Genomic DNA, 21,688 nt, shown 5'->3' on the forward strand with positions numbered 1-21,688 from the left:
ATAAAAGAACAAATCAGTGTATACCAAACGGTACGTTACGTACGGTGGTGTGAGAGGTCGGGGTCTAGTCGTCCCCTCCTACTCGATTCCGCTAACGGGCAGGATTGCGTGATGCACTGCACACAGATCAAAAGAAGGGGAATGGGGATTTTTATGGAAATATATATCCATAAAATGAATGATTACCTTAAAGGAAGTGTTAAAGTGGACCTGAAAATTGCAAATAATGATTGGAATGACTTTAATAATGATATCTCTTGGTTTATTAAGCCGAATGATATAGTTACCATAACTGAGACCTCCAAAGGTAGAGATTTTTTTAAATTCTCTGACTCATTCACAAGAATTTACCCGGTATTGAGTGAATTATTAAAGAAGGCACGTGTAACTAATGTTCAGGTAAACAATAAACCCTATCAATTATTAGGATGGTCTGACCACGAAGGTAATTCTTTCGGCTGGTTAGTTAGACCTCCTGCTGTTGATATTAATAAGCCATTATGCAATGAACATAAATTACTTTTAACATATTTCGGGGGAATAACTGAAAGATGGAACGAGACCGAAATAAGTTGGCTTTTAAATTTGAATTCAGCATTGACTCTTGAGGATGCCGAAGAAGGTTTTCAAGGGTGGGAGAATTATATCGCTGATGTGAGTAATGATGAGGATTTCGAAAGTTACATCAATCCCAACGACTACATAGCATTTGCTTTCGAAGCTAACGGCAATATGACACTATATCATAAGAATAACTCATCACTAATTATGCTTGCTCATGATCATTGTTTTGAGCACATAACACCCCTCGATGGTTATCCAGAATATACGATTTACAGAATAAATGATTGTCCAGACTTAGTTGCTTGGGTCGAAGAAGTTGCCAAGCAAGAAATAATTAGATTGATTGGATAACACAATGAAGCATTAAACTAAAGTGGGAACTTTAGTGCGGGAGCTGCTTTGTCGCGGCTCCCTATGATTTATTGAGGTATAAGGAGGATTTATTTCCATGAGACCAAGCAGTCAGGTACTTATCGAACAATTAGGAACAGATTATATTGATTCAAGGTTAAAGGGATTTTCATACGACCATCCATCACATTTAGTTCAAATAAGGTATGGTGATTCAAATAACATTGAAAATGACAAGGAAATAATATTTAGGGATTGTTTTTCCGTAAGTATTAACACATGGTTGGAAGGTATTAAGGGGAAAGTTCCTCGAAAACCAGATGAAATGGATTTCTTTTTTCATGAGATAACGATTGAGGATGTTGAAATCAATGGTGTTCAACTTTATAAATGTTCAATGATAATACCCATGATGGATTGTCATATCACATGTGTCACGATTGAAATAATTTAATGAAGGTTTGAACTAACGTAAGAACGAGAGCTCAATCATAATGGGGGAAAATCATAGATGTTAAGAAAGACAATTAAAAGAACAATAATTGTATATGTAATTATTGGTTTTTTGATAGGTTTAGGTATGCTTGTCTACTCTTTTTTTAATAAAAATTTCACTTTCTATTTTGGTGAGAAAGAGGTACATGGTATAGTTTCAGGTATAATCGCTGTTCCATTTGTACCATTCATAATGGCTATAGTTGGATTATTTCATGCTGTGATGCTATGGTTTCCATTAGTCTACATATATAAGAAATTGACAAGAAGTAGGTCATTGCGCTAACGGGAAACGTTAGCTGCATAACAAAGATTAAACAGGCTGCCGAAGATAAACTCGGTGGCCTGTTGTTAACGGGTACGTTAGCTGAATAAGACCCTGCAGCAACTGAATAACTTTATGACAGAGACGCTTAGACATAAACTTAATTGAGGACAGCTTTAAATAGAGATGATGACTTTTAATTCATAAGGAGATAAAACTATGACAAAAAATAAATTACTACGAATGGACAACGTCCTTATCGTCGTTGACGACCTCGAAGCCGTTAAAGCCTTCTTTCTCCAACTCGGATTCGAGTTGGAGGGCGAAACGACCGTCGAGGGCTCCTCCGTAGATCGTCTCATTGGCCTTCAGAACGTCCATGCTACCCTCGTGTTTATGCGCACTCCGGACGGCCACGGACGGATCGAGCTGGACAAGTTCCACACGCCGGATGCGATCAGAACTGGGCCGGAGAAGGCTCCGGTGAACGAACTCGGGATCCGCCGCATCATGTTCGCCGTCGATGACATCGATGACGTGGTCGCGCGCCTGCTTGCCCATGGCGCCGAACTGGTCGGCGAAGTGGTGCAATACGGGGACACGAATCGACTCGCCTACATCCGCGGTCCCGAAGGCATCATCGTCGGATTGAGCGAGCAGCTCAAGTAATAAATCGGTAACTGTTACGCTAACGGGAAACGATAGTTCAACACAAAACGGCAGCCGCGGGGCAGCCGTCATTGCGCTAACGGGCAGTATAGTTCCAAAATGTGGTATTTTGTGGAATTAAGTTAAAGATATATTACGGAAACATACGAAAAGAGTCAGGTGGTGGAACAATTATGAATGATTTTATTCAATTTGTTGAACATCAGGCAAAAATTCAGGGTAAAATATTCTTTCCTAACAAATTTGAAGGAAGAGCTTATTTAGACTTAAATACAGGTTGGGAGCTAGAGGACATAAGCGGTTGGTTATTTGATAATAACGAGAACGATCTAATAAAACGACCGAAAACTAGCAAAGATGAAAGAGCGCAGTCAAGAGTATTACACACCTGAGCTCGTTCGAAAGATGCAGTATGCCCAAAGAATAGCTACAAATTGATTACAAGTTCCACGTTGGTGAGCCGTATGACTTAGTAGGGCACGTGCGGTTCGATAAGGGGGGAGCCATGAGAATGGTTCCCCTACTTTATTTACAGGTGACCAAACTCCCTCAGGATAACGCAACTTATGATGAGATTTATGCGTCTTATTAATGGGATAAACTGTAAATTATAAGGGTTCTTATGAAAAAATGAGTATACGTTATTTTAGTAATAATGACCTTTATGTTTTCATCGGGTGAATCAGTTTCTCCAAAAATATTGAGGAGGAGTGTAAGATAAAAATGGTTGTAAATAAAAAGGCAGCTGCGGTTATTATCGCCATCATCATGGTAAGCGGATTAGGTTGGATTGGCTTTCGATTGGTAAACGAAAGCAAGGGCTCAGTTTCACAAGGCACAACTCAGCAAAGCACTGCTGAACCCAATGATAGTTTTTCAATGAAACCTATACCCTCGGTTGTTGATGGGATAATCGAAGAGGACATTCAATCTATTCGTATCTTTGAAGGATCTATGTACGATTATACGGCCAAAGAGACCCCTTTCTTTTCAAAGCCTGATGTAGGCATCATGTTTTTTTCGAAAACGATGATGCCTTTGACGCCAGAGGTCATATCCGAACTTCCTAATAGAATCAAGATCATTTCTAAGAATATAAAAAAGGAAGTTCGTTTTTCAGTCGATCCGATAAAATCCGGAGATTCCAACGTAGTTCCGTTGTTGCTGCAATTGATTGATGCTCCTAAAGAGGATCTCCTTATCCATTTCGTTTCTATGGACGGACAAAAAGAGAAAATCGTTACCCTATTTTATACCGAACCGTTCAATTATACAGTTACATCTGAAGATGATCCGGAAATTGCGAAATACGACGCATATTTAGAACAAGGGATGAACACAGTTCGCCATTTACAACCAGGCAAGTTATATAAGTATCGATTCCAATTTACGCACGATGTGAATAGGGAGAGTGTTCAACACAAGTTGACAGAATACCTCAAAAACAATGCTTTTCAGGGAGTAAGTTTGGACTGGGAGAATGATAGGAGTTTTATTCTTTCTATAGATTTCAGGCATGAGGCAAATGCAGCTCCTGTTGGATTGAGTTTTAACGGCGTTCGCAACACAGCAGGATATACGCTCTCAACCGGTAAACAACATCGTTTTCAACCTGCACCTGCCCAGGCGCTTTATAGAATCAACCTTGCAACTTCAAAGAAGGATAGCTTGTTTGCCTCCTCTATTCATTATAATGAAATTGATGTATCCCCCAATGGGAAGTATGGATTGGCAGCAGAAGTGGGAGATAATGAAATGCATTCGATTTACGCCTATTCTGTAATCGATTTGAATGGAAAAATATTAAAATCATTCGGTATGGACGAGATTCGTCTTGCCAAATGGTCCCCAAATGGCAATGCACTGATCTATTTGCAAAAAAACAATGTGATGCTTTATGACCTCCCTAGCGGTAATACCAAAGTCATTTGGGTAGCTCCAAATCAAGAAAAAAATGCTAGAATCGTCTCCTTAGACAATGATCCTACATCAGAAACGACAGTGATCGGTTGGGGTAAGCACGACGATAATGGCAGATTCACCTATGATCTTTACGTTTTATCAGATTATAGTGACAGCCAACCAAGGAAAATCCAATCCGCGGGCAGCTTTTCTTGTTACGAAGGACCCTGCATTGCCCCTGGTTATCGGATCGTCAAAAAAGACGAAATGTATTACGAAGTTTATGGCGATCAGGAAAACACTCCTAAATGGTCTGCTTACAAAATAGATTTGGCCAGTGGGGAGAAGAAGGAAGAGGACCTAATACATCTGATTTCGGATGACGATAATAAACGTATTTTTGAATTATCGAATGGGAAATCGTTATGGATTCAAAAACTACCTGTGAATGGTAAGGAGCAATGGATTCGTTCCGATCCGTTCACAGGCAAACAAACTCCACTTATGGAAACCTCTCTCGGATTATTTAAAGAGTGGATGTCTCTGTATGAAATCGGGGAAGACAAATACTTGATCCATCTTCCTGGTCAGAATTGGAAAATCATTGATACAAGAAACAACAAAGTGTCAGAATATGTATTGATTCCAAAGGAAGTCAATCAAGTTCACAAATTAGGGACACAACTATATTTTTTTAGCAACGAAGAGTCATAACTAACCAATTGTAAACAATGGTTAAGTAGTAAATGAAATGATGCAGGAAGTTCAAAATATTGAGGGCGGCGGACCGAAATGTCAAACAATCTTAACCATTTAAGAGTATTTATAAAAAAGATACTCTCCGTGATTTTTCTTTGCCTAGTCTTAACCGCTTGTACCGATCCAAAACAATCACAACCACCCACCATAAAAATAACGCCATCCGCACAACCTGAACCTACAAAAGAAAACACTGTCATTAAGCCTGAGAAAGAAAATATCATTCCAGTAGAGTATATGCCTCTAACATTACCTACTATTAGCCTATCACCCATTGGTACGAACGTGGTCAATAAGAAGCTTAAAGAAGTAAAACTACAAGATGCTTCGGTTGTTCTATATAGCAAAAAGAGTGGCGAATCTCATCACATCTACGCTGGTATTAAAACTGGAGACAAGATTTTCGAAATCGATGGCATTATTGGATATGGAAATCCCGACGAGACCGAAATTTCTCAAAATTATTTCAACGGCATTTCACTCATTAAAATCCGTGGATCAGAAGGAGCATCCGCCCCGATTACCCACTACATTAAAATTGAAAATGGCTTCCCTATATCATTTATTCAAATGGAAAAATACTGCCAAGAATATGATATCGATAGTGACGGTAAAAAAGAATTGATCACATCTGCTGGAGGAACGATTCCAGAAACTGAAATAATAAAAGTAAACGGCAACAAATTTGAAAGCGTAAATCTTAATCAGGTCATGAATGGTGTTGTGACTTTTGATAATAAGCAACTAGAATTTATTGTATACCAACCCAACAAAAATCCTGAATTATATAAAATGACCTCTAGAGGAATGGAATATGTGAGCGAGCAGTCCATTGCCACGATTGATAACAAAAATACTACTATTAATGAACCTCAACAAAAAGTTTGGTTTCCCCGACCGCACGGGGGTAGAACAATAAGCGCTTCGGGCAACCTGCTTGATGATACATTTATTGATCCGAATAATGGATGGGCCCTATTCCATATAGGCGAAGAAAATAGGTGGGAGCTACAACGCACCTTCGATGGGGGAAAGAATTGGGACACTATAACAAATAAAGCGCCTGAGAAATCCCTACAATTGAGTATCCTTGACGACAAACATGGTTGGCTTCTCGGTAACTTTGAGAAAGATGAACCCCCCATATTATATATAATGAGGACAGAAGATGGCGGAGTAACGTGGAAGAAACAAACACTTGAATCTCCAGTTGATACAAATAAAATTACTAAAGACACTGAAATCATATCCCAGAATATGTTTTTCTTTAAGCGAGAGTGAAGGAATCGTACAACTCGAATTTCAAGTTATGGATTCTAAATCCCTTTATATCTACTACACCTCAGATAAGGGAAGCACCTGGTCAAAGCCAGTAAAGGTTGACTTAACAAAAACAACGATTACGTTTGGTGATTGGACATGGGTTCGTACCGATGGAAATAAGTTGATATTCTCGAAAGGAAATAAACAATGGATTTCGGATAATAATGGTGAAACATGGAATCTAGTGCAGAAATAAATGCCCGCAGCCGTCCCGGAGCTTCACTCCGAGGGACGCCAGAATTGTTGAACAGTAACGCAAGGGAAACCAACGTAAATCTGCTTTCGAATAATCTTCATTAAAATGGATAAGCTTTAGGAAAAACAAATAAAAGTAGGGGATAATTTGAAAATTTTGATCATCGTTGGTATCACCATCGTACTCTGTTTAATATCTTTTTCTTTATTCGCTCATCTGCTAAAGAAAGACATGGCTGAAACAGCTACAAAGACCCTTGATGATTCAAGTTGTAACAATTCATTCGAATGGTTAGGAATGACTTACGTTAAGAAAAACGTGGATAACGAAGAATTATTGGAACCTGGTATCAAGTTGAGTTTTGTGAAATGTACTAAAGGCAAATTAGAATTAGCTACTGATGATGTTTACCCAAATATTATCGTACGACGCTATAGTAACTTCAGCTCCAAATGATATCATTACCAACGGGTCCCTTTATTCACCCATTTATTATTAAGCTAACAAGTGCTATAGCTGAGGGGCTTGCTTCGCGGCAGCGCCTCTTTTGTTTATTAAAGTAACAGGCTGCGAGGTAAGCTGTAAATTTTGGCACATGATAATTAATTTTTATTTTGCTATTCTAAAAAAAGAAATTTAGAGGAGTTTGGAGTAAGGAATGAAAAATCATAAATGGACAAAAATTGTATTGCCTACGCTTGGAGCAGTTTTTACGATTATTGTATTCATCGTACTAACAGCTATGGAAGATATGGGGATTAGTAGTTTTGTATGGGATGTAAAATACCCTGTACAAACTACAGATAAAGTAATATTTTTTATTATATCCTTCTTAAAATGTATATTATTGTATGTATTTCTGTTGCTACGAAAAGGAGCATATATCTATAGAGTGATTGTTTCATCGGTAGTTGTTGCACTTACTGCTATTTGGTTGATTTCGTTAGGTTGGTTATTCTATTCGGACCTTTTAGAAGGTTCTTATGGTTTAACCCTATCACTGGTTGGTGAGGTTACGGCTATAACCACTAATCTGATTATCGTATTCGCATGTGTTTGGTCACTTCTTCAAAGAAAGTCAATATTGAAAAGAAATTAAACAATTTTCGTTCAACGACCGGGAAAGAGAGTAACGTAAAACAACAGGCTGCCGATGATGATACCGGCAGCCTGTTGAGGTATTGGACAATTTGGTGGGGGAAAGCATATAGAAAAAGGAATTGCTTTTTCCAACTAACGGTACATGTACTGTAAATGGGACGGTAATTTGTGATCCTCGACGTGCTTGTAGCTAATGGTCTTTACGTCACCGTTCAAACCAACAAGAAATTTAATCTCGTCGACACCTACGGAAACATGAGCACCGACGTATGGTATGACTATAATGGTTACGGAGTAACTTGTTTTGTTCGTTGATGCTGCTTCACACCTTACTTGCGTTCCATAAAACGGTGCGTAAGTCGGTGGATGCACCAGTATCTTCCCATAATACCTGTTTATTTCAGCCTGTATTTGGGGACTTAGGAGTCTTGCGATAACTGCATTACATAAAGCTTCGTCTTCTTTTGGTATTGCTGATACAGTGGTAGGTTGACTGAATAACAGTATACAGGCGGCAAAGATGAATTTTAACATTAGCCCTCCACGGATAGTTTTGGGGTTATTCTTCCCAATTGCCATTCGAAAATTACTGAAAAGTAGGGGTATTGAGCTAACGGAGAACGTTAAAGGAATATTTAGCGAAACAATCTGATCGATTGAAGCCAAGTAGTTTAGGGCATCGTATCCGCTTTGTTAGATCTTTGTTTCGCTTTGCTTACGAAGAAACCTACCTAACATCAAATCCATCTCTAAAATTAAGAGAGCCTAAGATGGAAAAACGAATTCCGAAGTTTTTAATCGAGGAAGATGTGATCCATTTGAAGTTCTCTTGTCTATCCATGCGGGAACGAGCTCTTCTAGAGTTCCTGTACACTACCGGTTGCCGAGTTGGAGAAGTACAAAAGATAAACATTGAAGATTTGAATTGGGAGAATCGCTCTGCGATCGTTAATGGTAAGGGATCGAAGCAAAGAGAAGTTTATTTCACAACCGAGTGCAAGGTCTGGTTGAAGAAGTATCTGGCAAGTCGCAAGGACTCCTGTAAAGCCTTGTTTGTAACCGACACTTATCCTAGGATGGCCATTCCCACGATTAGGTGGTCAATAAAACGGCTTGCAGACCGGGGAGAGGTCGCAACCAACGTGTACCCTCATCGTTTTCGCCATACTTATGCGTGCCAGTTGCTGAACAACGGAGCACCTTTGGATTTCATTCAAGGCATGTTGGGACATGAAAAGGCATCGACCACTCAAATATATGCGCAGCTCCGCGGCGAGCGCAGAAGAGAACTTTATCGTCGATTCTTTTAGGCGGTTACTGCCCTTCCGTAATGATGGTTTGAATCACAAAATAGTGCCTTACTCCAGGGTGGCAATCAGTTAAACTAAACCGCTTAATTGGCTTCAATAAGGCGGTTAGCATGCTTTTTGGGAAAACTAAGCAAGATATAAAAAAAGTGTCTGGTAAGGAGCTGCGTGCATGGAATACCAGGAGACGGAAGAGTTTCTCATAAAGAAGTTGCGCAAATACATAGAAGGGTATGTTTATGATGCTGAACTTTCCAGTAGCGAGTGCTTGAAAGTGATTGTAGAGATAGTACGTACCTATCCGATCACAGGGAAGGAATATGTAGTTGATAGTTGAAAAAACAAAGAGTAGATATATATCACAATAACTGAACTGTCCCTTGTTTTTATTAAGGGCAGATTAATTTAAAAATACCCAATATGATTAATCTATTTTGTCTCCAAACTTCTTTCCGAATTCCTCCATTAGATCAATAATTGGAATCAATTGCTCCCCTTTTGATGTTAACGAGTACTCAACACGCGGGGGCACCTCTGGATAAACTTTGCGATTAATTAAGCCATCCGCTTCTAATTCTCGAAGTTGCTTTGTTAGAGACCCTTGTGAAATTCCCCATAAAAGAGTCTTGATTTCATTGTATCGGTGCGGTTTAAACTTTAAAAACCAAAGAATTAGATACTTCCAACGTCCTGAAAGCAGGTTTTGGGTATATGCAATGCCATATATTTCTCTGTGATCCGTCTTACATTCTTCATTAAATCCATCTTTGTTTATTCTAGACACCTTTCCACCTCATTCTGCTGTTAGGTACAAAAAATAGTACTATGTCATTATTTATTGCCCTCTTCAAAAAAACGAGTAACGTATATATATTAGTACATGTGCACAAATTACTCAATCGGGTCAGTCCAAATGGAAAGAGGAGGAATTTATAATGAGATTTGGAATTATTGGTACAGGACCAATTGGGTCTAATATTGCGAAAAAATTGGTTGAGAATGGACATGATGTCAAGATTGCAGATGCTCGTGGGATTGAACGCTTGGAAGGGAAAAAACTTACAGGAACACCTGTGATCGTGGAAGATGTAATTAAAAATATTGATGTTCTTATCACGTCTATTCCTTTCCACGCGCTGCCAAGCATTCGCAACATTATAGATAAAGTTGGTGAGGAAGTAGTCGTTGTAGACACTTCAAATTATTATCCGCAAATAAGTAATAAAATCGAAGAAATTGAGAACGGGATGGTTGAAAGTGTTTGGGTATCCAATCATTTAGGTAGACCTATAATTAAAGCGTTCAACAATTTCTTAGCCTATACGTTAGAACATCAAGGAACTCCCGAAGGGACTGATGGGCGCATTGCCATAGCGATTGCTGGTGATGACCTAACCCATAAACAAATAATCATGGGTGTAGCAAACGATCTAGGCTTCGACTCAGTGGATAGTGGTTCTTTAAGTGATTCGTGGAGACAACAGCCAGGAACCCCTGCGTACTGCACAGAACTTACAAAAGAGGAACTAGCCATAGCCATAAATAAAGCGAATAAAGAAAAAGCTCCATTTCTGCGTGATAAGGTGATGGAAAAGCTGTCAGCTTCTCCAGGTGCAATTTCAATTCAAGATGTTGTTAAAGCAAATAGAGAAATCTTCAATTCTTAAGTTAGAAACCCTTATCGAAGTAATTGACGTTCAACTATCGAGGAACGATAGTTGAATGACGAGGAAGGGGAAGACCCTCTTATGAGTGAATTTACGCAAGGCACTTTGTTAAAAATTGGGCATGTTTCGGACATTTTACGTCTTCGACGTCAATTGGATATGAACTGTATCATTCAAGTGTTGAATAGTAATTGGGCAGTCTTTTTTTATCGCGAGCAAATTTCAATTCCTTATGTTGAACAATTTCACCTGGTATGCTCTCTGTCCTTCCCACTGCTCGCCTTCTATAATTTCGAGGATCACGGTTGGGGATTTACTGTCTATCAAGACGGCCAAACTTACCATAAGTTTGATATATCCTACGAAGAAATCGATGGGAACTTGCAAAAGATCCCACCGAAATTATTCAATTCTTTCGGTTTCACTGCCCAAGAGTTGCTGGAAATAGCGAATTCCCTCAATCGAGCGGATGTTGAGCGCTTCAAGCTTGCAATGGGTTTCCCAGAGATGTCATGGCTTTCTTATGATTATGCTGTGGGAGACATTGAGGATGATGATAGTGAAATAGAGGTGCTTCACGAACCGCCACTTAGTTCACCTAACCCTCCTTCGGACAAGCTTTTCAGAAGCTCAAAAGACACACCTGTTTACGGGCCAAACGATAAAAGTGGCTTGACGCCGTTTCAATCCAAAGGGCTTTCTGGTTTTTTCGATTCACTCGGGGAGGTCGCTATTCTTCCTGTTTTTCAACAAGTCCAATATTTCACTGATGGGTTAGCCGCGTTCAAGCGTGACAACCGATGGGGATTTATCGACGAAGAAGGTGCCGAAGTAATTAGGCCGTCCTTCGACCGAATCGGTTTCTTCTCAGAAGGAGTCGCACTAGTCAGCACGGAACAAAATAGCCTGCTCATAGATCACAGCGGTCAAGTTCTACAGAAATATGAGAATGTATTCGAAGAGAAACCATTTCTTAACTGCTTCGTTGAAGGGCATGCAATCGTCACAGTTAATGGTCAGTATGGTCTGCTGGACCGGAACGGATCGTTTGCGTTAGACCCGGTTTTTTCAGCAATTAGACAGGTGTGCAACGGTTTCGCAGTCGTACAACAGAAGGGGATGCCTTCGTTTCTTTGGCGGACAGACGGTACGCGGATGGAGGCGCCGAAGGGCTACACAATAGCCGGCGGCTTCTCCGAGGGACTCGCCCCTGTGCGGTCAGAAGGAGACCGGCATTATTTCTCTTTCATGGATCTGAATGGCGACATCGTCCTGGAAAATATGCCAATCATGTTGCTTTCTCAAGGCTTCAACAGCGGGCTCATGCCAATCCCTGGCCCCAAAAAGAAGTATGGGTACATGAATACCAAGGGCGAGATCGTCATTGAACCGAAATTCGATACCGCCCTTGGATTTATCGGAGATGCTGCTCTCGTCGAGAACCGCGGTAAAACGAGCTTTATTCGGCTAGACGGCACCCCCTATTTCAAACCTAAGGAACTGCGGAACCTGTCACAATGGAGTATTCGTCTTCACAACCCTTTTGTCGCACTCGATATTTTTAATTCAGAATACATCAGCAAATACACAGGGGAGCTTTTTTTTTCGAGCAAATCTCACCATCAATAACTCAGTAATCGACTATACCTATACTGGAGGACAGTAAGTATCTATAAGCGATTTGTTACAATGATGGATCACGATCTAGAAAAGTGCATACCTACCAGTATCAAAAAACAACCGCTGACAAACATCCATTTCTTCAAATGAGATACCTTCTGAAGCAGTTGTCTGTATTTTATAACTAGTATCATACCTGTTTTGTTTATTTTTGGAATTGAACTAACGGAAACGATAGTTCCATGACAACAGGCTACCGAATTTATCGGTAGCCTGTTCAACTAACGGGCAGTTTAGCGCAACTATTGGTCGTTTTACGCGTCTTGATAGGGGGATTTGTAAACGTGTTGGATACAGAAAACAAGCTGAAGAGGTGAAATATGATTCGGGGAGTAATTATCGAAGGGTTATCAACCACTGGAAAAAGCTCAGTGTTTTCTGCATTAAAGAGATTACATAGTCAAACACATAACAGTGAAAAGACGATAATTGCAATAAGTGAACACTATTCGCAAATATTGCATTCTTACCAAGGCGTTTTAAGAGCGATGGACAAGGATGAACATATTCAACTTTTAAATCGTCATGTTGATTATTTTGATCAACAATACAATTGGATTGATTCACTTGGTCATACGAAACCATCAAATGGTGTATTTTATCTTCTAGAGAGGTTCCATATAAATCATCGAGCGGCATTTATAACTTCTGCAGAAATTGAGATGCTAGAAAACCGTCTATTGAGGCTGAATTCACATTGTGTACTCTTAACCTTGTCCGAAGATGCTGTTAAGCCCAGATATATTGAAAGTCGTGGCGATGCTTGGAAATCATATGTGATGAAAAACCATTCCTCGGAAACAGAAGCATGTCAGAAGTTCTTAGAGGATCAGGAAAAACTTCGTATGCATGCGAAACAATCGCAAATTCCCACTTTAGAGATAAACACAGACGAAGCAGACTGGGATTGTTATGCAAAACAAATACTCATTGGATTAAGCTAATGGATACTATAGTTCAATAAAGATACGGAGGCAGCCGACCACAATGATCGGCTGCCTTTTCCACGATAGCGGGTAGGATAGTGGAGTAAGCGATATTGTTTCAATCAAAATGAGATCGAAAATATAATAAACCGTTTTGGTAAAGATTTTTATGAAATGGTTTTGAGAGTTATTAATACATATTCTGATAAGTGGGCTCTGAACTCTTTTCAACTTATTCCTTCATATTCAGCAAACTTAGTTGTTAGATGCACTTCAGCTCGCTTTGGAAGTGTGGTGCTTAAAATAGGTAATCCCGCATTAATTTCCACTGAATATAATACTTTGAGTCAATATTACGGCAGTCAATTTTGCAAAGTGTTTGACGCGGATGTTGAGAGTGGTGTCATACTTGAAGAGTGTGTGCGACCAGGTATTTCTTTAAGGGATGAAGATTTACTTGACAAAAGACTATCTGTATTTTGTTCCTTATATAAAGGCATGCACATAACACCTGTAAAAACTGGAATATATCCGACTTACACAGAATGGGTCAGTAGAATTACAGAATACATGAGTAAGCGAGATGATTGCACAGAATTATATTTGCACATGAAAAAAGCAGAGGATATATGCTTATCGGTTTCTTCTTCGTATCTGACGATTACGGAAGGCACGGTGAAAAATCACGTCTCAAATCTGATCGCGAAGCTGGGGCTCCGCGACCGAACGCAGGCGGCGTATAATGCGGTCCGTCACTCCATTTGAGCGAAACGAGCATGACTTTTGGCATAGTGTATGAGATTCGTCATGCGCAGCGGCCCAAGGTGATGCTTTTTTTGCGTCCAATTCATGACGTTCAACAGATTTGGCAGTCCGCTATTCTTGGTAAGATCAAAGGGCAAGAACGGAGGAGAACGCGGCAGCGAATCTCCGACGAAACTCAAGAAGAGATAGGAGAGTGGGCGTGATGGCGGAAAAAAGAGTCGGTTTGGCGTTGCGGATCGTGACTGTGTCGCTCTTGCTGTGATGGTGGTCGGATCTTTCTTTGAACTCAACTGCTTCTTGAATTATTGAACGCACATACGAATGCAATGGATTATGCGGAGGTGAAGGCTTATGAACTTGAAACGATTCGTGCTTCCCGGGTTGATGGCCGTGGTGTTGTTTGCCGCTTATGGTTCATATCACAAACACGATACTACGGAGGCGAAAGGCATGAGTAACAAGGTGAATCGATTAACGGAAACGGCGACGGCAAGTGGGGATACCAAGACCGCCGTTTTCGCCGGAGGGTGCTTCTGGAGCGTGGAAGCGCCGTTCGAGAAGCTGGACGGCGTCGTGGGCGTTGTCACCGGCTATACGGGCGGACACACGACCGATCCGACTTATGAGAAGGTGTCTGCCGGAAAGACGGGCCATCTCGAAGCGGTGCAGGTCCGTTACGACCCGAGCCGCATCTCGTACGACCAGCTGCTCCAAGTCTTCTGGCGCAACACGGATCCGACCGACGCGGAGGGGCAATTCGCCGACCGCGGCACGGAATATCGTTCGGTCATCTTCTACGACGGCAAGGAACAGCATACGGCGGCGGAAGCGTCGAAAGCGGCGCTCGCCGCACAAGGCAAGTTTGAGAAACCGCTCGTGACGAACATTTTACCGGTCTCCACGTTCTATGAAGCCGAGGAAGTCCATCAGGACTTCTACCGGACCCATCAGGCCGATTACAAATTCAACGACGTCGCGTCCGGCCGGGAGGCGTTTCTGGACCGCGTCTGGGGCGAGGACCAGGAGTTGAAGGAGCTGGAAAGTCCGTATTCTCGGTTCGACAAAGCGGAAAGGCTGAAGTCGCTCACGAAGCTGCAGGTCGAAGTCACGCAGCATGATCAGGACGAGCCGCCGTTCCAGAACTCGTATTGGAACAACACCGAAGAAGGCATATACGTGGACATCGTGTCGGGCGAACCGCTGTTCAGCTCGAAAGGCCAGTTTGATGCCGGTACGGGTTGGGCGAGCTTCACCCGTCCTTTGGAGCCGGATAGCGTGGTCTACCGGAAAGTCGGCGGGTTCTTCTCGGACGAGACTCAAGTGAGAAGCCGCTACGCGGATTCCTTCCTCGGCCACGTATTCGAAGACGGCCCCGAGCCGACGGGACTTCGCTATTGCACGAACTCCGCGTCGCTTCGCTTTATTCCGAAGAACGACTTGGCACAAAGCGGATACGGGAAATATGCCAAACTATTTCAGGGGGACGATGAACAATGAGAAACGAATTTATTTTGGAACTGTTGGACAGCCGGCTGAACGTCTTTCTTCAATTGGTCGAGCAATGCCCTCCGGACAAACGCCGAGTGATCCCGAACGGCTTCAAGAACCACTTGCATTGGCATGTCGGGCATGTGCTGACGGTGACGGAATTCCACGTGTTCAGCCTCTCGAACCAGCCTACGTTCCTGTCGGAACGGTACCAGGCGTTGTTCGCCTACGGCACGAAGCCTGCGGATTGGCAGGAAGAGCCGCCGGCGTGGGACGACTTGATCGCGCAGCTGAGAGCTCTAGCGGTCCTCATCCGTAAGACGTTGAAGGACAGGCTGGACGAGCCCGTGCCGGAGAACTTCCTGAAGGCGCAAACGATCGGCGAGCTGATCGTGTCCACGGAGCTGCATATGCTTGACCATGTCGGATTCGTCAACGCTATGCTGAAAGCACTGCAAGCTTCCTAAGGCGAACGATGCTTCTTTGATTACTACCCACAACGAACCATATGCCCGCCTTCAACACGATACCATAGCTGTCTAATGCAGATTTACTTGCTGAGAACAAAAAACAAAACCATTGTTCGAGTCCGAATGATGGTTTTGTTATTTATTTAAAAGGATTGTTTGAAATAGAAGCAGCGGACGGGAATGTTATCAAAGTTCTTGTCATCCGACAGTTCTTTTTGCAATCAAGGTTGGGTGCTACTGCTTAAAGATAATTCTGCAAATCAAATGTTTTACGAATGTAGCGAGTGTTATGCACAGTATGACAACTACGTGGATATAGACAAACAGGCGTTACCATTGGATACGCATACTGGCGAAATCGTGATACCACGAGATGAAGAAATAATAAATAATTCTCTGTTTGGATATTTAATAGTAAGTTGGAAAGGGAAAAAACTAATAATTCAAAACGGTGAGATTATAGCAATATGGAATAGCGAATTACGCTCATACGATCAATCTTAAAATAGACCATCACATATTCATACGGTTTAATGAATATCTCTGTCGTAGGATTTATCGTTAGCCTCGTTAAAGTAATAGGCAGTAGAACGAAATGGTTGGTTCTTCTTACTGAAAGGAAAAAGTTTGTTGGAAACGAATATAATCAAAAGGTAATATGCCATGAAAATGGGGTGGTTATCTTCTCTAATTCCTTTAAGAAAAAAGAAAAGATAGCAGCCAACCGTCGACGAATCCGTCCCGATGATTTTCTTTACGACGGCCTGATGCAAGGATTCGCAAGCATACCTGACCAACTGATCGCGTCGCTTCAGGTTAAAGATGGAATGGCTTAATGATCATACTTTCAAAAACGCGTGCTGAGGCTAAGAAGGCTGTATTCGAATATATCGAATTATTTTCCAACCGTCGGAGAACGCATTCCTCCAACGAATATATACCGCCGTTCAAGGTCAGAGCAAAGCGGTGAGTGTTAGACTAATTGGTGTCAGAGGCCATTGAACAAATCGACTTTTACAGCCAAAATATGTTATGATCGCGTGATATAGGAGAATGACTATATGATGAGGAGTAGGAGTTATTGTTAAAAAAATTGGATATTATCATTAGTAGTCCCTTTTCATGGAGACTATTTTTTGGGCTAAAGCTCGTTTTTGGTTTAGCTATAGCAGGTATTTTTTATTTTGAAAATTCGACTACGATTTTTTTGAGTTTAAGTTTTGTTATCTTTTCAGTGGTAGTTTTCCTTATTGTTAATCAGTTTTACGCAAAAATGAAAAAGCGAAATTTGCTTTTTCACCTCCTCATCTTAGATTTTTTGGTGTCCGCATCTTATGGTTATATTTTTATCGGCGGGAAATTCCCCAATCACCTGTTTATTGGGATAACGGCTTTAGCTATTTTAATGTTTATAAAAAAAACCCGCATACTCATTCTTGCTTGTATCTTATTGCTGTTACTCTTTATTGTTACGATGGGTAGTATTGACTGGTACTTGTATAAACGACTGGACGAAACCGGCTATTTTATAGCCTGCTCGTTTATTGTTTTCGCATGCATCGTGACGGCTTTAATTAATTTCTACCAAAGGGCTCGCAGGGATACATTGGAGCTCTACGAGAAATTGAAGCAGTCCCATGTGCAATTGCAGGAATATGCGCTCAAGGCGGAAGAGTGGGCGGCAACGAGGGAAAGAGTGCGAATTGCCCGAGAAATTCATGATACGGTAGGTCATAAACTGACGGCATTGTTGGTCCAAATGCAAGTGGCACGTAAGTTAAGTGTGGTCGATCCAATACGCAGCGAGCAATCCTATCTGGAATGCGAGGGATTAATCCGATCTTCATTACAAGAACTCCGATTGTCGGTAAGGGCTATTCGAGATGAACCTATTAAATCCTCTTATTTGAATGATTGCCTTGAAAGGTTGTCAGAGGAGTTTACCAAATTTGCACAGGTCCAAACTGATTTTAAAGCGGATGGGATTCCCGTTGCAATTCCTAGCGACTTACAATTGACCGCTTACCGAATCGCACAGGAATCGCTTACGAATGCTCAGAAACATGGACATGCAAATAATGCGGAAATCTCGTTAACCTATTCCGACACCAGCTTTTCTCTTTGCATAAGCAATGACGGAGAAATGCCTGACGATCTAAAGCCGGGGTTTGGGTTAATCAATTTACAAGAACGAGTGAAGGAGTGGAACGGAGAGGTGTATTTTAGGATGGATCCCATCAAGGGCTTCGCTGTTGAAGTTGTACTTCCATATTCCTTGACGGATACGGAGCGTGAAAAGAATTGAGGATTCTTATCGTTGACGATCAACGAATCTTGAGAGACGGGCTTGCGACCATCATCGGCTTGGAACCTGGCATTGAAGTGGTTGGAACGGCTGTGGATGGAAGGGATGCCTATTCCAAAGTGGTTGAATGGCGACCGGATGTGGTGTTGATGGACATTCGAATGCCGGGAATGGATGGCGTCGAAGGATCTAAATTGATCCTCAAGCATTTTCCGGAGACGAAGGTATTAATTCTGACCACTTTTGATGATGTGGAATTGATCATGCAAGTTTTGGAAAACGGTGTCCATGGGTATTTATTGAAGGATATGCCTGCGGAGGCGATCATAAGCGCTATTCAAACAGTCTACAATGGTGGAACAGTACTGCAACAAGATATGACTTCGATGCTGCTAAAAGAGTTAAAGAAAATGTCCGAAAAGAACCCGGAGAAGACGCATCCCCTAAGTCATCATGAACCGGAAGGATTGGGGTTATTAACTGAACGGGAGAAAGATGTACTGGCTTTATTGGGGCAAGGATTGAATAATAAAGAAATCGCAAGCTCGCTGTTTCTTACGGAAGGTACAGTGAAAAATCACGTTTCAAATCTCATAGCCAAGCTTGGGCTGCGCGACAGAACGCAAGCTGCTGTATTTTCGGTTCGCCATCTACTTTAAATCGCGAGGCATGACTTTTGGCATTAAAGCTTGAAATTTTTCATGCTTTAATGGTCAATAGTTGTGCCTTTTCTATTGAAATACATGACTTCTCACAGACTTGCACTTGTTCGATTCTTGTTATTTTCCAAGTGTAGGGAAAAGGAGGAATGCTTCTATCCACCTCGATTCATGGTCTACGCATGGAGCGACGAAGGGAATTGTTTAGGTGTTACTTTTAGAGGTCACATGGCCCCTTTTCAATTAAAGGTGTAAAATGACGAGATCGAGGAAATAACAAGATAAATAAATGCCAAAAAACCCAAAGCGAATGCGCCTTGGGTTGACATAATCACTCGAGGTTCGGGCCTCTGCTTGTCTTGTTTCTCTCATAACGGACGACTATTTGTAGGCGGGTTCCTTACGGATTTCGTTCAGTTTGCGAAACACAATGTAGGAGGCCATAAGAAGTACAATCGCAACTACAGCTGCAATGCTTTCCGAAGGGTAGCCGCTAGCAATGTTTGACCAAATAGCCGAAATGGCATCGAACGTAAATCCGGCATACGCCCACTCTTTTAATCTATTAAATTTTGGAACAAGCAGCGCAATAATTCCGAGAGCTTTTGCGATTCCAAGTATATTCAAAAAGTACTCCGGATAACCCAACTTCGTGACAATTTCTACGACTTGGGAAGTATGAGACAAATCTGAAAAAGCAGTTATTAAGAAATATAAAGCAACAATGCCCACAAGAATCCAATTGATGATTTTAATATTTTTCATTTTGACAGCTCCTCGATAATTTTTAATAGTTTTCATTTTGGCAGCTCCTTGCTTCCGTTTTTTCTTTCACCTTTATGATATCAAGAAAAGGAAGGAGGCAAATCTGCGAAAAGATAGATATTCGCATGAAAACGAGCATGACTTTTGGTGAAAGTTTTAATGCTCTATGCAAGAAGTCATGTTCCCCGGAATTTAATGCGGTAATGGAAGATCGGGGATAGGGCAATTAAGGAAGACTGAAGTTCATTGACGGGATTCCTTGAATCTGGTTTTGATGTGGTATTCGCTCTCGAGCTTGATGAAGATGCAGTCAAAACCTATCGACATAATATCGGTTTACATATCTTCAATGGAGATATCACCAAATTTGATAAAAGCGCTATTACAAAGGCACGAGTAATGATCGGAGGAAGCCCATGCCAGGGTTTTTCTAATTCAAATAGATATACAAATTTTTTGGACCTTGCGATCTAAATGATGTACGGCAGCCTGTATCCCCGGCTTCACGGTGTTACAATTGGGTTCCATAATGGTCCCTTGCTTGTCTCGACATTTTGTGTTTCGGCAAGGTGTATAGCTTGATCCAAACAAACCGCAAATGACCGGGGAATCTCCTTGACCTTAGCCAGAATGGGGTTTTGAAGGAAGAGGGTTGGTTGGGCAAGCATGAACAGTTAGCCCAGTTAGCAAGCGCTTCCAATACCTTAAGGCTTGTTTGATCTGTCCCCGTGATGGCAGCTACTACAATCCTTCCTACTAAAGCGTGCCGTGCTGTGCAGATTTAGTTTAATTGTTGAAGTATTCGTGAAGTATCGATGCGAGGTTCGGTTCATTTGATGGGAAATTTAATCCATTATTATCCGATTCTGGAGTCTATTGTTCGTATGGATTATACTTAAATTATACATCAGTGGCAATATTGGAGGAGTGATTCAAGTGGAAGGTCTAATACTAGAAAAAGATACTCCATTTCAAGTTGTCTGGTGATAAAAAAGTCGTGAACCAGTAAAAAAAGTCATGAACCAGTAAAAAATGTCGTGAACCTCTTAGTCAGTCCCGATGATCTTTAATAATCATCGGGACTATTTTTTTATCAGGAGTGATACATATCGAAACAATAGGAAGCCGTATTAGGATAATCAGAAAGCTGAATAGGATTAATCAAGTTGATTTCTCTAATCGGATTGGAATATCGCAGGCTACGCTGAGTGAGTTAGAACAAGATAAATATAAGCCATCTGTCGATACCATCCTTGCAATTGTTGAAGGATTTGAGGTGGATGTTGAATGGATTCTTTTGGGATCAAAGAGTTTTAAAGGTAATGTTTTCGGAATCAGTGGCGTCAATGAAAAAGAGGCTAACGTGTTGTTACAATTTGAAAAATTAAAGGCTAGCGATCAGGATGAAATTATTGATTTCATAAAGTTGAAAATAAGTCGATGGTTGAAAACGATTATGAGTGACCGGGAATTTTGGGTGACGAATAGTGTACGACTGCAGAATCGGATTGTTTATACGCTCGTGTCTCTTGAGAGGACAGGCTCTCTAAGTGAAATCGAACATTCACGCGCTGTGTAATTGGCTTAAAGACGCGAAGCTGCAGTATCGCTTGCAGTTTCGGCTGTCCCGCCAAAATCAATTCCAAAGAAGAAGGGATTAGGCTAGTGTCGGCAGAATATTCGGTTTGGCTCCGCCAAATGTCGGGTGACAAGAACATATATGCTTAAAGTCGCGTAGTTGCGGCTTTTTTTGTTTTAACGATATATGTTCTTGTCAAAAGCCAATGACAAGAACATATATCGTTTGCCGAATGATGACAAGAACTTGTATTGTTATGCGTAACTGAAAACCTTTCTCAAAACCTGGTTTAATTAGATGAATTTGAAACGTAAGTTGGTAAGGGTCAACGATTAAGCTTAACGGGATACGTTAATCCAATATACTGGACTTATTCTCCAGTCCAAGACAGCTGCTGTTTTTATTTTAAAGTTTATTTTTCAATGTATGTGAGAAGAAACTTTGAATGATCG

24 protein-coding genes and 3 pseudogenes are annotated in these 21,688 nt (G+C 41.3%); 24 read left to right on the forward strand and 3 right to left on the reverse strand.

Annotated features, from left to right (window positions below; all coding sequences use genetic code 11):
* Positions 1-153: 153 nt before the first annotated feature.
* The 8 genes from QFZ77_RS15115 (at position 154) to QFZ77_RS15150 (ending at position 7,623) form a co-directional block, all read left to right on the forward strand.
* The gene (locus QFZ77_RS15115) at positions 154-915 is read left to right on the forward strand and encodes a hypothetical protein (protein WP_307440824.1); all 762 of its coding nucleotides are present in this window, start codon (positions 154-156) and stop codon (positions 913-915) included.
* 97 nt (positions 916-1,012) lie between these two features.
* Complete coding sequence (locus QFZ77_RS15120; RefSeq protein WP_307440825.1) at positions 1,013-1,369, forward strand: hypothetical protein; 357 nt, start codon at positions 1,013-1,015, stop codon at positions 1,367-1,369.
* A 525-nt stretch (positions 1,370-1,894) separates the two neighbouring features.
* Positions 1,895-2,344 carry a VOC family protein gene (locus QFZ77_RS15125; RefSeq protein WP_056834367.1) on the forward strand — a complete coding sequence of 150 codons (450 nt, stop codon included), beginning with the start codon at positions 1,895-1,897 and terminating at the stop codon, positions 2,342-2,344.
* Positions 2,345-2,517: 173 nt separating this feature from the next.
* Positions 2,518-2,736, forward strand: coding sequence for a hypothetical protein (locus QFZ77_RS15130; RefSeq protein ID WP_307440826.1), 219 nt, complete (start codon positions 2,518-2,520; stop codon positions 2,734-2,736).
* Positions 2,737-3,067: 331 nt separating this feature from the next.
* Entirely contained in the window at positions 3,068-4,960 is a 1,893-nt protein-coding gene (locus tag QFZ77_RS15135; protein WP_307440827.1) for a hypothetical protein, read from the forward strand.
* Positions 4,961-5,038: 78 nt separating this feature from the next.
* Complete coding sequence (locus QFZ77_RS15140) at positions 5,039-6,286, forward strand: WD40/YVTN/BNR-like repeat-containing protein (protein ID WP_307440828.1); 1,248 nt, start codon at positions 5,039-5,041, stop codon at positions 6,284-6,286.
* Between the two features lie 385 nt (positions 6,287-6,671).
* The gene (locus QFZ77_RS15145) at positions 6,672-6,980 is read left to right on the forward strand and encodes a hypothetical protein (protein WP_307440829.1); all 309 of its coding nucleotides are present in this window, start codon (positions 6,672-6,674) and stop codon (positions 6,978-6,980) included.
* Positions 6,981-7,182: 202 nt separating this feature from the next.
* Positions 7,183-7,623, forward strand: a complete 441-nt coding sequence (locus tag QFZ77_RS15150) for a hypothetical protein (protein ID WP_307440830.1) — start codon at positions 7,183-7,185, stop codon at positions 7,621-7,623.
* 134 nt (positions 7,624-7,757) lie between these two features.
* Here the strand turns inward: QFZ77_RS15150 and QFZ77_RS15155 are convergent, their stop codons facing one another.
* The gene (locus QFZ77_RS15155) at positions 7,758-8,159 is read right to left on the reverse strand and encodes a DUF3888 domain-containing protein (RefSeq protein ID WP_307440831.1); all 402 of its coding nucleotides are present in this window, start codon (positions 8,157-8,159) and stop codon (positions 7,758-7,760) included.
* Between the two features lie 236 nt (positions 8,160-8,395).
* On the opposite strand from QFZ77_RS15155, the gene QFZ77_RS15160 reads away from it, so the two are divergent.
* Positions 8,396-8,935 (forward strand): tyrosine-type recombinase/integrase, encoded by a 540-nt coding sequence (locus tag QFZ77_RS15160; protein WP_307440832.1) that lies wholly within the window; start codon positions 8,396-8,398, stop codon positions 8,933-8,935.
* Positions 8,936-9,104: 169 nt separating this feature from the next.
* Positions 9,105-9,269 carry a hypothetical protein gene (locus QFZ77_RS15165; RefSeq protein WP_307440833.1) on the forward strand — a complete coding sequence of 55 codons (165 nt, stop codon included), beginning with the start codon at positions 9,105-9,107 and terminating at the stop codon, positions 9,267-9,269.
* An 87-nt stretch (positions 9,270-9,356) separates the two neighbouring features.
* Here QFZ77_RS15165 and QFZ77_RS15170 read toward each other — a convergent pair whose 3' ends face one another.
* Positions 9,357-9,716 (reverse strand): winged helix-turn-helix transcriptional regulator, encoded by a 360-nt coding sequence (locus QFZ77_RS15170; RefSeq protein ID WP_307440834.1) that lies wholly within the window; start codon positions 9,714-9,716, stop codon positions 9,357-9,359.
* 151 nt (positions 9,717-9,867) lie between these two features.
* On the opposite strand from QFZ77_RS15170, the gene QFZ77_RS15175 reads away from it, so the two are divergent.
* The 11 genes and pseudogenes from QFZ77_RS15175 to QFZ77_RS15225 all read left to right on the forward strand — a co-directional run bounded on the left by QFZ77_RS15175 (position 9,868) and on the right by QFZ77_RS15225 (position 18,892).
* Positions 9,868-10,599 (forward strand): NADPH-dependent F420 reductase, encoded by a 732-nt coding sequence (locus QFZ77_RS15175; RefSeq protein WP_307440835.1) that lies wholly within the window; start codon positions 9,868-9,870, stop codon positions 10,597-10,599.
* 81 nt (positions 10,600-10,680) lie between these two features.
* Positions 10,681-12,228, forward strand: a complete 1,548-nt coding sequence (locus tag QFZ77_RS15180) for a WG repeat-containing protein (RefSeq protein ID WP_307440836.1) — start codon at positions 10,681-10,683, stop codon at positions 12,226-12,228.
* A 371-nt stretch (positions 12,229-12,599) separates the two neighbouring features.
* A complete protein-coding gene (locus QFZ77_RS15185; protein WP_307440837.1) occupies positions 12,600-13,223 on the forward strand; it encodes a hypothetical protein in 624 nt (207 codons plus the stop codon).
* Positions 13,224-13,859: 636 nt separating this feature from the next.
* Positions 13,860-13,970 (forward strand): annotated as a pseudogene (locus QFZ77_RS15190) (LuxR C-terminal-related transcriptional regulator); the annotation flags it as partial.
* Positions 13,971-13,981: 11 nt separating this feature from the next.
* Positions 13,982-14,173, forward strand: a complete 192-nt coding sequence (locus QFZ77_RS15195; protein ID WP_307440838.1) for a hypothetical protein — start codon at positions 13,982-13,984, stop codon at positions 14,171-14,173.
* A gap of 148 nt (positions 14,174-14,321) precedes the next feature.
* Complete coding sequence (gene msrA / locus QFZ77_RS15200; RefSeq protein WP_307440839.1) at positions 14,322-15,467, forward strand: peptide-methionine (S)-S-oxide reductase MsrA; 1,146 nt, start codon at positions 14,322-14,324, stop codon at positions 15,465-15,467.
* Positions 15,464-15,925: a DinB family protein gene (locus QFZ77_RS15205; RefSeq protein ID WP_307440840.1), complete on the forward strand. Its 462-nt coding sequence runs from the start codon at positions 15,464-15,466 to the stop codon at positions 15,923-15,925. The genes msrA and QFZ77_RS15205 overlap by 4 nt, the downstream gene beginning before the upstream one ends.
* A 183-nt stretch (positions 15,926-16,108) precedes the next feature.
* Positions 16,109-16,432: a hypothetical protein gene (locus QFZ77_RS15210; RefSeq protein WP_307440841.1), complete on the forward strand. Its 324-nt coding sequence runs from the start codon at positions 16,109-16,111 to the stop codon at positions 16,430-16,432.
* 346 nt (positions 16,433-16,778) lie between these two features.
* Positions 16,779-16,898, forward strand: a pseudogene (locus tag QFZ77_RS15215) (IS3 family transposase); the annotation flags it as partial.
* Positions 16,899-17,201: 303 nt separating this feature from the next.
* Positions 17,202-18,233 carry a sensor histidine kinase gene (locus tag QFZ77_RS15220; protein ID WP_307440842.1) on the forward strand — a complete coding sequence of 344 codons (1,032 nt, stop codon included), beginning with the start codon at positions 17,202-17,204 and terminating at the stop codon, positions 18,231-18,233.
* A complete protein-coding gene (locus QFZ77_RS15225; RefSeq protein WP_307440843.1) occupies positions 18,230-18,892 on the forward strand; it encodes a response regulator in 663 nt (220 codons plus the stop codon). The genes QFZ77_RS15220 and QFZ77_RS15225 overlap by 4 nt, the downstream gene beginning before the upstream one ends.
* A gap of 381 nt (positions 18,893-19,273) precedes the next feature.
* Here the strand turns inward: QFZ77_RS15225 and QFZ77_RS15230 are convergent, their stop codons facing one another.
* Positions 19,274-19,693: a DoxX family protein gene (locus tag QFZ77_RS15230; protein ID WP_307440844.1), complete on the reverse strand. Its 420-nt coding sequence runs from the start codon at positions 19,691-19,693 to the stop codon at positions 19,274-19,276.
* A gap of 210 nt (positions 19,694-19,903) precedes the next feature.
* Here QFZ77_RS15230 and QFZ77_RS15235 point away from each other — a divergent pair, with 210 nt between their 5' ends.
* The 3 genes and pseudogenes from QFZ77_RS15235 (at position 19,904) to QFZ77_RS15240 (ending at position 21,236) form a co-directional block, all read left to right on the forward strand.
* Entirely contained in the window at positions 19,904-20,131 is a 228-nt protein-coding gene (locus tag QFZ77_RS15235) for a DNA cytosine methyltransferase (RefSeq protein WP_307440845.1), read from the forward strand.
* A gap of 625 nt (positions 20,132-20,756) precedes the next feature.
* Positions 20,757-20,948 (forward strand): annotated as a pseudogene (locus tag QFZ77_RS37810) (helix-turn-helix domain-containing protein); the annotation flags it as partial.
* Between the two features lie 75 nt (positions 20,949-21,023).
* Positions 21,024-21,236, forward strand: a complete 213-nt coding sequence (locus tag QFZ77_RS15240; RefSeq protein WP_307440846.1) for a hypothetical protein — start codon at positions 21,024-21,026, stop codon at positions 21,234-21,236.
* Positions 21,237-21,688: the final 452 nt, after the last annotated feature.

Source organism: Paenibacillus sp. V4I3 (assembly GCF_030817215.1).
In the GTDB taxonomy this organism is placed as follows: Bacteria; Bacillota; Bacilli; order Paenibacillales; family NBRC-103111; genus Paenibacillus_E.

What these genes read in the sequence shown, in the direction of transcription:
- QFZ77_RS15115 (WP_307440824.1), top strand. Translation starts at nt 154, where the DNA reads ATGGAAATATATATCCATAAAATGAATGATTACCTTAAAGGAAGTGTT.
- QFZ77_RS15120 (WP_307440825.1), top strand. Translation starts at nt 1,013, where the DNA reads ATGAGACCAAGCAGTCAGGTACTTATCGAACAATTAGGAACAGATTAT.
- QFZ77_RS15125 (WP_056834367.1), top strand. Translation starts at nt 1,895, where the DNA reads ATGACAAAAAATAAATTACTACGAATGGACAACGTCCTTATCGTCGTT.
- QFZ77_RS15130 (WP_307440826.1), top strand. Translation starts at nt 2,518, where the DNA reads ATGAATGATTTTATTCAATTTGTTGAACATCAGGCAAAAATTCAGGGT.
- QFZ77_RS15135 (WP_307440827.1), top strand. Translation starts at nt 3,068, where the DNA reads ATGGTTGTAAATAAAAAGGCAGCTGCGGTTATTATCGCCATCATCATG.
- QFZ77_RS15140 (WP_307440828.1), top strand. Translation starts at nt 5,039, where the DNA reads ATGTCAAACAATCTTAACCATTTAAGAGTATTTATAAAAAAGATACTC.
- QFZ77_RS15150 (WP_307440830.1), top strand. Translation starts at nt 7,183, where the DNA reads ATGAAAAATCATAAATGGACAAAAATTGTATTGCCTACGCTTGGAGCA.
- QFZ77_RS15155 (WP_307440831.1), bottom strand. Translation starts at nt 8,159, where the DNA reads ATGTTAAAATTCATCTTTGCCGCCTGTATACTGTTATTCAGTCAACCT.
- QFZ77_RS15160 (WP_307440832.1), top strand. Translation starts at nt 8,396, where the DNA reads ATGGAAAAACGAATTCCGAAGTTTTTAATCGAGGAAGATGTGATCCAT.
- QFZ77_RS15165 (WP_307440833.1), top strand. Translation starts at nt 9,105, where the DNA reads ATGGAATACCAGGAGACGGAAGAGTTTCTCATAAAGAAGTTGCGCAAA.
- QFZ77_RS15175 (WP_307440835.1), top strand. Translation starts at nt 9,868, where the DNA reads ATGAGATTTGGAATTATTGGTACAGGACCAATTGGGTCTAATATTGCG.
- QFZ77_RS15180 (WP_307440836.1), top strand. Translation starts at nt 10,681, where the DNA reads ATGAGTGAATTTACGCAAGGCACTTTGTTAAAAATTGGGCATGTTTCG.
- QFZ77_RS15185 (WP_307440837.1), top strand. Translation starts at nt 12,600, where the DNA reads ATGATTCGGGGAGTAATTATCGAAGGGTTATCAACCACTGGAAAAAGC.
- QFZ77_RS15195 (WP_307440838.1), top strand. Translation starts at nt 13,982, where the DNA reads ATGACTTTTGGCATAGTGTATGAGATTCGTCATGCGCAGCGGCCCAAG.
- msrA (WP_307440839.1), top strand. Translation starts at nt 14,322, where the DNA reads ATGAACTTGAAACGATTCGTGCTTCCCGGGTTGATGGCCGTGGTGTTG.
- QFZ77_RS15205 (WP_307440840.1), top strand. Translation starts at nt 15,464, where the DNA reads ATGAGAAACGAATTTATTTTGGAACTGTTGGACAGCCGGCTGAACGTC.
- QFZ77_RS15210 (WP_307440841.1), top strand. Translation starts at nt 16,109, where the DNA reads ATGTTATCAAAGTTCTTGTCATCCGACAGTTCTTTTTGCAATCAAGGT.
- QFZ77_RS15220 (WP_307440842.1), top strand. Translation starts at nt 17,202, where the DNA reads ATGAAAAAGCGAAATTTGCTTTTTCACCTCCTCATCTTAGATTTTTTG.
- QFZ77_RS15230 (WP_307440844.1), bottom strand. Translation starts at nt 19,693, where the DNA reads ATGAAAACTATTAAAAATTATCGAGGAGCTGTCAAAATGAAAAATATT.